Source organism: Gimesia sp., assembly GCF_040219335.1.
Classification (GTDB): Bacteria; Planctomycetota; Planctomycetia; order Planctomycetales; family Planctomycetaceae; genus Gimesia.
The window spans coordinates 18415-31617 of record NZ_JAVJSQ010000030.1; the positions used below are offsets into that span (position 1 = coordinate 18415).

A 13203-nucleotide genomic window follows, 5' to 3' on the forward strand; every position below is an offset into this window, starting at 1 on the left:
CCTGATATTCACTGTTTTGATCCCTCAAGTATCCTGCAACCCATCTCAGTAAGCGGAATATCATCATGCATACTTTCGTCCGCGTTCTTTTTACCTGCATCGTTTTCTCTACCAGCACCAGCCACGCTCAGGAATTTCAGCAGCTCTTTAACGGTAAAGATCTGACCGGCTGGGAAGGTCGAGAAGGATTCTGGACCGTAGAAGACGGAGCCATCGTGGGTGAGACCACGCCAGAGCATCCCGCGAAACCCAACACCTTCCTCGTCTGGCAGGGGGGAGATGTGGGTGACTTTGAATTCAAAGCCCAGGTCCGCTTCAAAGGCAATAACTCAGGTGTGCAATATCGCAGCGAACTGGTCGATCCGCAGAACTTCGCACTTAAAGGTTACCAGGCCGACCTGCATCCGAAACCCGAATATTTCGGAATGCTCTACGGCGAAAAAACCGGACGGGGAATCATCGCCCAGCGTTTCCAGCGTGTCGAAATTGGAGTGGATGGTAAGCCTGAAGTCGTCGCAGAGATCGGCGATAAAAATCAGAAACTGAATGACTGGGAATGGAACGAACTGCGGATCGTCGCGGTAGGCAACCGGTTGGTCCACCAGGTGAATGGAGTCAACACCGTCGATATCACTGACAACCATCCCCAGGCGTTTGCGAAAGGAGTGCTCGGTCTGCAGCTTCACGCAGGACCACCAATGCGCGTCGAATTCAAAGACGTGCAATACCGACCGTTAGCAGGCAAAGAAGCCCAGGCCGTACTCAAAGCAGCTGTCGAAAATACGAAGAAAGCACCCGCTACCAAAACATCGTCCACAAAAAATAAAAAGGACAAGTTTGGCTGGGTCTCCGCCAAACCGGTTCCAGGCTGGATCTGGAAAACAGACAACCCGACGGACAACGCCCCGATCTACCTGCGGAAGCAGTTCGAAGTCTCAGAGAAGATCAAAGCGGCCCGTCTCTATTTCACCTGTGACAATCGAGCCACCGTCTGGATCAACGGCAAAGACGCAGGTACTGCAACCGACTGGAAAAATCCCGTCATGCTGAGCGATGCACGCAAACTGGTGCAGACGGGCTTCAATCAGATCGCAGTGAAAGCGAATAACAATGGCGGTGTCGCAGCCTTCATCCTGAAGCTGGAAATTGAAACTGCCGATGGTAAAAAGCAGCACATCAGCTCCACCCCTGACTGGAAACTGTCGGACCAGGAGTCTCCCGAGTGGAAGCAGGTCCGCTTCGACGATTCCTCCTGGAAGCTGAAACTGAAATCAATGGGCGCCTTTGGCAGTGGTCCCTGGGGTAAACCCGGGATCACAACCCGTAGTGGTGTCGACATGGAAGAACTGGCCCAAAACATCACCATCGCAAAGGACTTCAAAGTCGAACTGCTCTATGAAGTCCCCGCCAATGAACAGGGGAGTTGGGTTTCACTCACCACCGACGGCAAAGGACGACTGCTGGCCAGCGATCAGGGAGACAAAGGCCTCTATCGCATCACAGTCACCGAAAAAGGGGATGCCCCCCAGGTTGATGTCGAAAAAATACAGATCGACCTTTCCGGTGCCCAGGGCATGGTCTGGCACAAGGACGCACTTTACTTTCACAAGAATGGCGGCAACCTCTTCAAAGTCACAGATACAAACGGAGACGACCAGCTCGATACCGCCGAAGTTCTTCCCAGCGAACGCAGCGGTGGCGAACACGGTAACCATGCGGTGATTGTCGCTGAGGATAATCAGCACCTGTATGTCATCGGCGGTAATCACGCCGCTCTCCCTCCTCAGGACAGCATTGTTCGTTCACACGTTCCCACTTGGGACGAAGACCTGCTGTTACCCCGTGAATGGGATGCCAACGGACATGCCCGCGGTCGCATGGCACCGGGTGGCTGGATTTCCCGGTTCTCACCGGAAACAAAACAGCACGAGATTATCTCTACCGGCTATCGAAACGAATACGACATCGCCCTCAACCGGGCCGGTGACATCTTCACCTACGATGCAGACATGGAATGGGACCTCGGAACTCCCTGGTACCGCCCGACCCGCATCAACGTCGCCGTCAGCGGTTCCGACTATGGATGGCGAAGTGGTTCCGGCAAATGGCCTGAATACTACGAAGACAGTCTACCCGCGGTGGTGAATATCGGCCCCGGTTGTCCGACCGGCGTGATCAGTGGCCAGGGAGCCAAATTCCCGGCACGCTACCAGGATGCGATGTTCGCACTGGACTGGACGTTCGGCACGATCTACGCCATTCATCTCACTCCGGATGGCGCAGGCTACAAGGGTGAGCAGGAAGCGTTCTGCTACGGTTCACCACTGCCGCTGACCGATGCGATCATTGGTAAAGACGGCGCGCTCTACTTCACCATCGGTGGACGGGGAACTAAGTCAGCTCTGTTCAGAATCACCTACACTGGAAGCGAATCAACCAAACCGGTTACAGCAGAACTGGCTGGCGCTGAGGCCCGAAAACTGCGTCGCAGCCTGGAAGCTTATCATGGCAAACAGGATCCGGCAGCCGTCGCAGCTGCCTGGCCACACCTCTCCAGTTCTGATCGCTGGTTGCGACACGCAGCTCGTGTCGCCATCGAATCGCAGCCCGTTGAGCAGTGGGCTGCGAAAGTATTTAAGGAACCAAATCCCCAGGCACGGATTTCCGGGGCAGTCGCCCTGGCCCGCATGGGAAACAAATCTCACCGCGATGCCCAGATTGCTGCTCTGCTGGAACTGGATCCATCTCAGTTGAGCGAACCACAGTTCCTGGGACTGTTACGTGCTTACGCCCTGACGTTCATTCGCCTGGGCAAACCCACGGCAGAACAAAGAGCACAGGTTATTGCCGAACTCGACCCGTATCTGCCCAGCCAGAGCAAGAACATCAACACCGAACTGGTGCGTGTGCTGGTTTACCTGGAATCACCAACCGTGATTGCCAAAGCCCTGGATCTGATTGAAAACCGGGGCGAACCTGAAGTCCCCGACTGGACTGAGCTGGCGGGACGAAATAAAAACTATGGCGGGCGTGTCCTCGACATGCTGGCCAAGCATCCGCCCACTCATGAAATCAATTATGCATTCATGCTGCGAAACCTGCGTGACGGCTGGACCATGGATCAGCGTCGTGCCTACATCGAGTTCATCAACGCCTCGGCGAAATACCCGGGAGGCAACAGCTATGCCAAGTTCCTGGGTAACCTGCGTGACGAAGTACTCGGATATCTCTCCAATGCCGATCGAGCTACTCTGGCCGACATCAGTGGAGAGAATTTCAATCCCGTTCCTGATTTCAAAATCACTCCCCCTAAAGGGCCGGGACGAACCTGGACGATCGGCGATGCCAGCCGATACACTTCCGGCGGACACCTGCAGAAAGCCAGTTTCGAGAATGGCCGCAACCTGTTCCATGCCCTGCGTTGTGCTGCCTGCCACCGCTTTGACGGACTGGGGGGCGACGTCGGCCCCGACCTGACGACCGTGAAAAACAAGTTCGATGCCCGTTACATTCTCGAATCCATTGTCGAACCGAGTAAGGTCATTTCCGATCAATATCAATCCTCGATCGTGATCACCGATGAAGGGCGAACTTTCACAGGTCTCGTTTCGAAAGACGGCGACAAAGTGATTGTCTACACGGCCGACATCAAGGCAGAACCGATTGAGATCCCGGCAGAGAGCGTCGAAGAAATCCAGGCATCTCCGGTCTCTCAGATGCCTCAGGCGATGCTGAATACGCTCAGCCCCGAAGAAGTACGGGACCTGGTTGCCTACCTGCTGTCAGGCGGCGATCCCAAAGCTCGACTCTACGGGAAATAAAGCGCGTCGAAACGCTTTTCTCATTGCAGCTGACACGGCGATTGTAAGGTCATCCGATCTTACAATCGTCCGCTGCGGAAGACGCCGTAGATCAGCCAGATCCCCAACAAACTCGACATCATGAAAATCGGAATGCTGATATAAACCAGCCGTGTGTCCGATGAAAGTGTTATGGCTGAAGCGAGGATCAGCGACGACATCACCATTCCGATCGCCAGACGGTTCCCGGAGCGGTCCATTTCGGTCGTGAGATGATCAATGCCCTTGTGATCCAGGTGGATCTGCAGTTCGTCATCGGCCAGTTTCCCCAGGGTTCGTCCCACCTGTTCCGGCAGATCATGCATCACCTTGGAAAAGCTGCAGGCCTCAGACCAGATCCGGCTGGCAATCGCACGCGGATGATATCGCTCCGAGGAGAGCTTATAAATATATGGTTCCATTTCCTGAGCGATATTCAGATCGGGGGCAATTCGGGAAGCTACCCCTTCCAGGGTGATCATGGCCCGAATCAGCAGCATGATATCGACAGGACAGCGAATGCGGTGAATCGCCAGGATGTTGATAAAATCGGTCAGCATCTTGCCTACACTGATCTGATCCAGCGGGATTCCATAATAATTGCCTATGAAATCGCGGAGATCCGCCCGGAGCAACTGATGATCGACGGCCCGTTTGGCTTTACCGATATTCAACACAACTTCGACGAGTTTGTTCGTATCCTGTTTGGCCACATTCAGTAACAGGTCGACCAGCAAGTCGCGGCGTTCCTCTTCCAGAACCCCAATCATGCCATAATCGATCAGGCAGAGCGAACCATCATGCAGGACCCGGAAATTCCCAGGATGCGGATCAGCATGAAACACGCCGAATTCGAAAACCATTTTCATAAAGATCCGTGCCCCGTTCGCGGCGACCTCATGCGCACTGATGGGCAGGTTTTGCAGTTCCTGTTCGTCATCAATCCGATAGCCGTCGATGAATTCCATAGTGATGATGTCACCCTGGGTCATCTCGGAGTAGATTTTAGGAACATACAGCGTCGCATCATCCTGGAACAGGCGATAAAACTCATCGGTTGAGCGGGCCTCTCGGCTGAACTGCAGTTCGCGATGGATCGTACGTGAAAACTGATTAACCAGTCCCACCGGATCGAAGACTTCGGCATCCGGAAAATGGCGTTCGACCATGGTCGCCAGTTCGTGCATCAGGCTCAGGTCCTGCTCGATCACCCGGTCGATATCGGGCCGCTTCACCTTGACTACCAGCGGCGTACCGTCGTGGTGACGGGCTTTATGCACCTGCCCCAGCGAACCGGCGGCCAGGGGAGCAGGATCAAACTCGGCATACAGCTTTTCGATGGGTTCTCCCAGTTCGCGTTCGATGATGGCGATCGCGATTTCACCGGGAAAGGAGGGAACCCGCTCCTGCAGTTTTTCCAATTCCGAGACGACATCGCGAGGCACCAGATCGGGACGCGTGCTGACCACCTGACCGAATTTGATAAACGTGACACCCAGACTTTCCAGGGCAAGACGAATTCGTTTTGCACGGGTGAGTTTGACTTCAGGCTCGGTGCGTTTCCAGAACAACAGCCTGCGGCCCCAACGGAGATAACGCCTCAGCCCCAACTGATCAACGAGATCATCAAAACCATAATTCATGAGAACGGTAACGATCTCGCGACTTCTGCGTAAGTTTCTGATTAACCGTAGTGGGTTTGAATCCAAAGTTTTCTCCTGGCGGGCAAACGATCTCACGAAAACCCTTTCTCGAAAGCGCAGCCTGTTCGATGGTTGGTTTCAGCTTTTATCTTATCAGACTATAACAGACGTTCCTATGCAGCCAAGCCCCGTTCCTGCTAAAATGAGATTCCGTGAAATCTGATCCCCGTTCATCTGTAAGGCGGAGCCCGACACATGAGAATTCCACAAGGCATCTTACTGCTGCTCATCCTCTTCACCAATCCCGTTTGTCAGGCGGGAGACTGGCCCCAGATTCTGGGTCCCTATCGAAATGCTCATGCTGCTGACGAAACCATCGCAGCGTCCTGGCCTGCGGGCGGACCGGAATTGAAATGGCAGCGTCCCGTCGGCAGCGGGTACGCAGGTGTCGCTGTCTTTCAGAATACACTGGTACTCTTTCATCGGGTTGGCGATCAGGAAATCGTCGAAGCACTCAATGCTGTTACGGGAGAACCGATCTGGAAACAGTCCGCCCCGGTCAGCTACCGGGGAACCTTCAACCCGAATGACGGTCCGATCGCGGTCCCTTTAATCCACAACAATTGGGTTTACACTTACGGCATCACGGGCCGCCTGCAATGCCTGGAGTTAAAGACCGGCAAGGTAGTCTGGTCGCGCGACACTCATAAAGAATTCCAGGTCAGTGATGGTTACTTCGGAGTGGGCAGCACGCCCATCATTGTGGAAGAGAAACTGCTGGTCAACGTGGGTGGCAAACGTAAGAATGCCGGCGTGGTTGCGTTTTCCCTGGACAAGGGTTTTACCTTGTGGCAGGCACTGCAGGACGATGCCAGCTACTCGTCGCCAACCTCTGCCTTTCGACATGGTCGCTTCTATGCAATCTTCATCACCCGGCTGCACCTGACCGGCCTGGATCCGAAGAATGGCAACGTGCTGTTTCAGTTCCCCTTTGGTAAGCGGGGCCCAACGGTGAACGGTGCCGACCCTGTAGTGATCGGCAACAACATCTTTGCGACAGCCAGCTACGGCGTGGGCGGTTTCTGGGGCCAGATTGAACAGATCGGCACGCGGGAAATCTGGCGCGGCGAAAAGCCGATGTCCAGTCAGTACACGACGCCGATTGAATATGATGGTAAGCTGATCGGCATAGATGGTCGTCAGGATATCGGCACAGCCCGCCTGATTTGCTTTGATCCCCAGACACGCAAAGTCGAATGGGCCGAGAACGATTTTGGATACGCGACCTTACTTGAAGCCGACAACAAACTGATTATCATGAAAACGGATGGCACTCTGGTACTGGCCGAAGCCTCCCTGGATGCCTATAAAGAACTGGCCAGTGAGCAGATCTTCCACTCCACGACACGGGCTCTGCCTGCCCTGTCAAATGGTCTGCTCTACGTCAGAGATTCAAAAACATTGAAATGTCTCAAGCTGGGGTCAGATGCCCCGGTCACTCCTGAAAAAATGACTACGAACTAGAGGAACTCCCGATCCATGACATCCCGCTCCCGTACGCGAAGTGAAGCAGAATTTGAACGCGCCCTGAAGGTCATTCCGGGAGGAGTGAACAGCCCGGCGCGGGCATTTGGCGCCGTGGGCGGACACCCGGTCGTCATCGATCGCGGCGAGGGACAGTACCTGTATGACATCGACGGCAACCGCTACATTGATTTCGTCGGTTCCTGGGGCCCCCACATTCTGGGACACCTGCATCCCCAGGTCATGTCTGGAATCGAAGAGGCACTCAAAAAAGGGACCAGCTTTGGAGCACCTACGGTTCTGGAAAGCGAACTGGCGGAACTGGTCGCGGAACTGGTTCCCTCCGTCGAGAAAGTCCGGATGGTGAATTCAGGAACTGAAGCCGCCATGAGTGCGATTCGACTGGCACGCGGCTACACCGGTCGGGATAAGATCATCAAGTTTGCCGGCTGTTATCACGGGCACGTCGACAGCCTGCTCGTCCAGGCAGGCAGTGGTGCGTTGACACTCGGCGCCCCATCCAGTCCCGGCGTTCCCCAGGGTTGCACAGCCGACACCCTGGTCCTGGAGTACAACGACATAGAGCAACTCAAGGAATCATTCTCCCAGGCAGGTGACCAGATCGCAGGTGTGATCCTCGAACCGGTTGTAGGCAACATGGGGGTCGTCTTGCCGGAACCAGGATTCCTCGAAACGGTCAGGGAACTTTGTACCCAGCACCAGTCGGTCTTCATCATGGATGAAGTCATGACCGGATTTCGTGTCGCCCTCGGTGGAGCCCAACAGCGGTTCGGAGTGACACCCGATATCTGTATGCTGGGTAAAGTCATCGGCGGCGGCATGCCTGTCGGCGCTTATGGTGGAAAAGCGGAAATCATGGATGCGATCTCTCCGGTTGGCTCGGTCTACCAGGCCGGAACCTTGTCAGGAAACCCGATCGCGATGGCATCCGGTATCGCAACACTCGAGTGTCTGCGGGAAACCAATCCCTACCCGGAACTGGAAACAAAGACGCAGCGACTGACAAAGGGACTCTCCGCGGCGGCCTCCAAAGCGGGGCTACCACATACGCTTGCAGAATGCGGCTCGATGTTCACGCTGTTCTTCAATCCCGAAAAAGTGACCAGCTTTGCGGTCTCTTCCCAGAATGATACCGAGCGATTTGCCCGCTATTTCCAGGGTATGCTTGACCGGGGTATCTATCTCCCCTGCAGCCAGTTTGAAGCCAACTTCGCTTCTACCTGTATGACAGATGAAGATATCGACCAGACGATTCAGGCAGTTGAAGAAGTGCTGCAGAGTATCGGCTGATCGATCTCATCTGAACGACAATTGACTACGGAGTGAAATCCGTCTGTTCATTGATCTCCAGACAGAATGCAGCCAGAAGATTCGCCGCGTGCTCCAGGTCTTCCAGCGAGACGACCTCGACTGGGCTGTGCATATACCGGTTGGGGATGGCGACAATTCCGGTCGCCATGCCTCCCTGGTTCAACTGCATCGCATTGGCATCGTTACCCGCGGGACGCGAAATCGAGTTAATCTGACAGGAGATGTCGTTTTTCCCCGCCAGGTCGGTGAGCGTTGAGAAAACGACCGGGTTCACATTCGGACCGCGATAGACAACCGGACCATCGCCGACATTGATCTCGCCATTTTCCTTTTTACTGACCGCGGGACAGTCGGTGGCATGGGTCACATCGACGGCAATCCCGACTTCAGGCTGAATCGAGTAAGCACTGGTTTGTGCACCACGCAGGCCGATCTCTTCCTGAACTGTCGAAACCGAGAAGACGCCGAACTCGGGTGACTTTTCACTCGCCTGGCGCAGGGCCTCCATCACAACCCAGACCCCGACGCGGTTATCCATCCCGGGTGCGGAAGCCAGCTGATTCAGCATCGGTCGGAAACCGAGCTCGAATGTGATGGGATCCCCGATCGCGACTTTCTCACGGGCTTCCGCTCCATCTTTTGCTCCGATGTCGATCCAGAGGTCTTTGATCTCGGGCACGGTTTTGCGTTCTTCCGGGGTCAGCAGGTGAATGGCTTTACGAGCGATCACGCCGTGGATCGGCCCCGAATCGGTGTGGACCTGCATGTTCTGGCCGAGCAGCATCTGGATGTCCCAACCGCCGATCAGGTTTGCCCACAGGTAGCCGTCATCATCGATATGCTGTACCAGTAGACCAATCTGGTCACAGTGGCCGGCGAACATCACCCGTCGTTTTGCTCCGGGATTGACGGCCGCGATCACATTGCCGTGCAGGTCGGTTTTCACTTCGTCAGCAAACTCTTTCACATACGCCCGCACGACCTCCTGAATGGGTCGCTCGTATCCCGAGGGAGCGGGTGAATGAAGTAGGTTTTTGAGGAATTCCAAGGATTTCGCTTCCATGATTCTGTCCTGACAATGCTAAGAATTTGCTGTGGGCCCGAAAGCAGGTGAGGCCATTCCTCTCGAGCGTTTTCTAATTATGTGTTTAAGTGGATGAATTTTAGTGACTTATGAGTATTTTTCAATGTAGGTTTTCTTTGGACAGAAGAGCAGTGTTGTATTAAATCAACGTGCTGCCTGTGGAGGGGTTTCCTGCGAAAAAAAAGCAGAAAAGAACGCCACTTACAGAGAAACCTTAAGCTAAGATTTCAATGTGTTAAGCGATCCTCTCCCTTTTGCGACAAGGGGTGAAGATCCGTCTGGTAACCCTGAATTTGCGAAACAGTAGCGAGCTGTTTCGACTTCATGACTGAGAGTAATAGAGGAACAGATGACGGACTGGACAAAGCTGCGAAAAGAACTGATCGGTGAAGGTAAACAAAGCCCGCTGCCTCCGGAAATTAAACTTCCAATGCTGCCCAAAGCAGTGATGGAATTTTCGCGGAAGGCTGAAGATCCTGCTTCGACTCCCAAAGAGCTCAGCAAGATCATCGAAACTGATGCCGGGATTTCCTGCGAACTGTTGAGAATGGTTAACTCCAGCGCGTTCGGATTACGCCGGAAGGTTTCCTCAATCCAACAGACGATTACGCTGCTGGGAATTCGTTCGACTAAGCTCTTTCTCGTCACTACCGGTCTGAAACAGGCGATGGCAACCAGCGATTCCAAGCTGATCAACCTGCCCAACTTCTGGAGTACTAACCTGGAACGGGCATTGATGGCACGCGAGATTGCCATGCTGATGAAGGTCGACGCCGACGTAGCTTTCTCGGCAGCCATGCTGGAAGACTTCCTGCTGCCCATCCTCTCCAAGGAACTGTTTGATCTGTACCTGACATTCACGATCAACCAGGACAGCGATCCCTGTCTGTTGAGTGAATATGAACGCCGGCATTTCAGCTGGGACCACTCGGCAGCTGCAGCGAACGTAATGCTGGACTGGTCATTTCCTGATGACTTGATCTGCGCTGTCTACCTGCATCACGAGGGACTCAAACTGCTCACAGACGATAATCTCGGTAAAACAGCTGCAGCCGCCGTGGCGGTTGCTTCGCTGATCCCCGATCCACTCAGACAGAATCCGCAGGGGCTCGATCAGTTACTGACATTGAATGATGCCTGGCCCGAATTCAAGCTGTTTGAACTGGCAGACAAGATTGATCAGGAATTGAGAGAAGAAGCCACAACGACGGGAAATTACCTGTCGTTGAAAAATCGACTCGAAAAACATGCGGTGCTTCTGGAAACCGAATAACAGGAGCGTACTTCTTCAGGGAGGCGCAGTGCCTCCCCTTCAGGAAACTGTGGTAGAGTAGTCGTTCGACTGCTTCAGACTTTTGTCCCACTTTTCTTTTTCGGATCGCACTTCGTCATCAGACGCCTTGTCATGCGCTGATGCCAGATCGCTTTTCAGCAGATAACGCCCGTCTTCAGTGTGCTGACAGAACTGTTTAAACCAGAGCATGCTGGCGACGTTGGGCTGGGGGCTGTAGAGAGTCACCGCGATCCCTTTTTCATACAGGTCGTACAACATTCCAAAGAAGCCACTCGGAATGTATTTGACTGACGACAGCTCGACGCCAATCGACTTGCACTTTTCGTGATCAACCAGACGCGTGAGCGTTTCACGCAACAGTGCCAGATCGGCTCCATCCCAGATTTCCATAGTTCCGAAATCCAGAACGGTTACCCCGTCACGCTCATAGACGCTCATTCGATCGCGTTTAGATGCCATGCTGTGGTTCTCTCTTTCTTCTGGTTGATCATCAAGGCTGTTGAACAGTGTACTGTTAAGAACATTGAATAGACGCAAAGAGCGGACCATTCGTATGTCTAATCCGTAAGCTCTGTTGCAACCCCTCGATAAAGTCAACGATAAAAGGGAGTTAAGAATTATGGCCCTGTTTGATATTCATTAACTCTTAACGTTGAATGTTGTGCTTTTTCTACATTGAAATCTGGAATGATGTAAAAAGACATCGCGACAGGTTCGACAAATAAAACAAACAGCTTTGTGAGGTGTTCAGCTCTGAGGCAATATCTACCCTTTACTACGGACTCCAGGTAGTGAATGTTGGATTTTGGTAACGATCATCTGATTTTTCAGACGACGTTTGAGCGGAGAGAATCTAACAGCCGGATAAGAATTACTGTACAGCCTTGAATTTACTGGCGTACAGAAACTGAAGACGCAACGTTCTTCAAGCTGTGAAACGGGCGCAGGCAACGGGAAAGTCAACCAGGCTTCTGGATGAAAGAATCAGACCTTCGTTACTTCGCAGATTATTTTTTACTGCGGGCCCGCGGATCGAAATATCGAATGGAATCGGGAACCTGAGTCTGCATCTCCTCATACAGCTTCTGCAGACGCGCCACGACTTCGGGATGGTCCTTCGCCACGTTATGCTGCTCGGCGGGATCCTTTTCAAGATTGAAGAGCATCATCGGTGCCGGCTGATCGCCCGTGAGCAATCCGGGCGGCTGGTTCGGCATAGCCTGTTCATAAGGAGCAATGATCGTCACACCATCGGGCCCGCGCGGGTCAACCCAGTCTTTCCCCTGGTTCGCCAGCAACTGTCGGGGGGACGGCTTAATGTGAAGCTTCCAGGGCCCGCTTCGTACCGTAAACAGGGAATTCCCTTTCATGGAGAAGAGCGCCTCATGCGGAGTCGGCGCCTGCTCGGTCAGCACGGGAAACAGATCCTTGCCGTCAATCACCCGGTCAGCAGGTACCTTGATTCCCGCCTGCTTCAGGATCGTCGGGAACACATCGATCGAACCACAGACAGTATCGATCACCTGGCGCGGAGGAATCTTACCAGGCCAGCGGGCGATCATCGGCACACGCAGCCCTCCTTCCCAACTGGTCGATTTCATTCCCGACAGACCAGCCGTATTCCCACCAAACCAGGGCCCGTTGTCTGAGGCAAAGATCACCAGCGTATTTTCATCGAGCTTGAGGTCCTTCAGAGTTTTCAGAATCTCTCCCACACTCCAGTCGAGCTCAGCTATCACATCACCATACAGACCGTTTCCACTTTTCTTGTAGAACGCTTCCGAGGCAGCCAGCGGCTTATGCGGCATCGCATGCGGTAGATACAGGAAGAAGGGCTTCTGTTGATTTTCCTTGATGAACTCAATGGCCCGTTCGGTATAGCGCTGCGTTAAATTCGCTTGTATGACCGGATACTCGATGACCTGCTCCCCCTTGATCAGGTTCACGGGACGCATGTCGTTGGAATACAGAATCCCCAGGTAATCATCGAAGCCGTGTCGCGTGGGGTAGAACCGGGGATTGTGGCCCAGATGCCATTTCCCGACACACAAAGTCGAGTACCCCTGCTCTTTCAGCAACTCACTGATGAGAACTTCGCTGTCCGCGATCCCCACCCCCGTATTGAACTGCTTCCCATCCGGAGCCGGGTTAAACCAGACGCCGTGCCGCCAGGGGTAACGCCCCGTCAACAGTGTGGCACGGGAAGGAGCACAATAAGGGACCGGAACGTTAAACTGCGTCAACCGCGCCCCTTCCGCAGCCATCCGGTTTAGATGCGGCGTTTTGAACCTGGGATGCCCGTAGCATTCCAGATCCCCATAGCCCAGATCGTCGGCGAAAATAATGACAAAGTTGGGGTTGGCCTGCTTCGCCTCTTTCGCCTGCAGGGATTCGATCGATCCAATACAGAAAGCAACGAGACAACAAAAGATCCTGAGAGCGCTGTTCACAGTACGGTCCTGTCTGTCCGGGTATTGATTTTCTATT

General features: G+C 53.8%; 8 protein-coding genes. 4 read left to right on the forward strand and 4 right to left on the reverse strand.

Going from position 1 to position 13203, the window contains the following annotated elements; genetic code table 11:
• Positions 1-65 precede the first annotated feature (65 nt).
• Complete coding sequence (locus tag RID21_RS24775; protein WP_350193602.1) at positions 66-3821, forward strand: 3-keto-alpha-glucoside-1,2-lyase-like domain-containing protein; 3756 nt, start codon at positions 66-68, stop codon at positions 3819-3821.
• Positions 3822-3880: 59 nt separating this feature from the next.
• Here RID21_RS24775 and RID21_RS24780 read toward each other — a convergent pair whose 3' ends face one another.
• A complete protein-coding gene (locus RID21_RS24780; RefSeq protein ID WP_350193605.1) occupies positions 3881-5482 on the reverse strand; it encodes an ABC1 kinase family protein in 1602 nt (533 codons plus the stop codon).
• 255 nt (positions 5483-5737) lie between these two features.
• Between RID21_RS24780 and RID21_RS24785 the strand changes: the two genes are divergently transcribed.
• Positions 5738-7006 (forward strand): PQQ-binding-like beta-propeller repeat protein, encoded by a 1269-nt coding sequence (locus RID21_RS24785; RefSeq protein ID WP_350193607.1) that lies wholly within the window; start codon positions 5738-5740, stop codon positions 7004-7006.
• 15 nt (positions 7007-7021) lie between these two features.
• Positions 7022-8317 (forward strand): glutamate-1-semialdehyde 2,1-aminomutase, encoded by a 1296-nt coding sequence (gene hemL, locus RID21_RS24790; protein WP_350193609.1) that lies wholly within the window; start codon positions 7022-7024, stop codon positions 8315-8317.
• Between the two features lie 25 nt (positions 8318-8342).
• Here the strand turns inward: hemL and RID21_RS24795 are convergent, their stop codons facing one another.
• Positions 8343-9401: a M42 family metallopeptidase gene (locus RID21_RS24795; RefSeq protein ID WP_350193611.1), complete on the reverse strand. Its 1059-nt coding sequence runs from the start codon at positions 9399-9401 to the stop codon at positions 8343-8345.
• A 370-nt stretch (positions 9402-9771) separates the two neighbouring features.
• Between RID21_RS24795 and RID21_RS24800 the strand changes: the two genes are divergently transcribed.
• Positions 9772-10695, forward strand: coding sequence for an HDOD domain-containing protein (locus RID21_RS24800; protein WP_350193613.1), 924 nt, complete (start codon positions 9772-9774; stop codon positions 10693-10695).
• Between the two features lie 39 nt (positions 10696-10734).
• Here the strand turns inward: RID21_RS24800 and RID21_RS24805 are convergent, their stop codons facing one another.
• A complete protein-coding gene (locus tag RID21_RS24805; protein WP_350193615.1) occupies positions 10735-11175 on the reverse strand; it encodes a hypothetical protein in 441 nt (146 codons plus the stop codon).
• A 548-nt stretch (positions 11176-11723) separates the two neighbouring features.
• On the reverse strand, positions 11724-13166 hold the full coding sequence (locus RID21_RS24810) for a sulfatase-like hydrolase/transferase (protein WP_350193617.1): 1443 nt from the start codon (positions 13164-13166) through the stop codon (positions 11724-11726).
• Between the last annotated feature and the right edge of the window lie 37 nt (positions 13167-13203).

Coding starts and splice junctions, on each gene's coding strand:
- RID21_RS24775 (WP_350193602.1), top strand. CDS start 66: ATGCATACTTTCGTCCGCGTTCTTTTTACCTGCATCGTTTTCTCTACC.
- RID21_RS24780 (WP_350193605.1), bottom strand. CDS start 5,482: ATGAATTATGGTTTTGATGATCTCGTTGATCAGTTGGGGCTGAGGCGT.
- RID21_RS24785 (WP_350193607.1), top strand. CDS start 5,738: ATGAGAATTCCACAAGGCATCTTACTGCTGCTCATCCTCTTCACCAAT.
- hemL (WP_350193609.1), top strand. CDS start 7,022: ATGACATCCCGCTCCCGTACGCGAAGTGAAGCAGAATTTGAACGCGCC.
- RID21_RS24795 (WP_350193611.1), bottom strand. CDS start 9,401: ATGGAAGCGAAATCCTTGGAATTCCTCAAAAACCTACTTCATTCACCC.
- RID21_RS24800 (WP_350193613.1), top strand. CDS start 9,772: ATGACGGACTGGACAAAGCTGCGAAAAGAACTGATCGGTGAAGGTAAA.
- RID21_RS24805 (WP_350193615.1), bottom strand. CDS start 11,175: ATGGCATCTAAACGCGATCGAATGAGCGTCTATGAGCGTGACGGGGTA.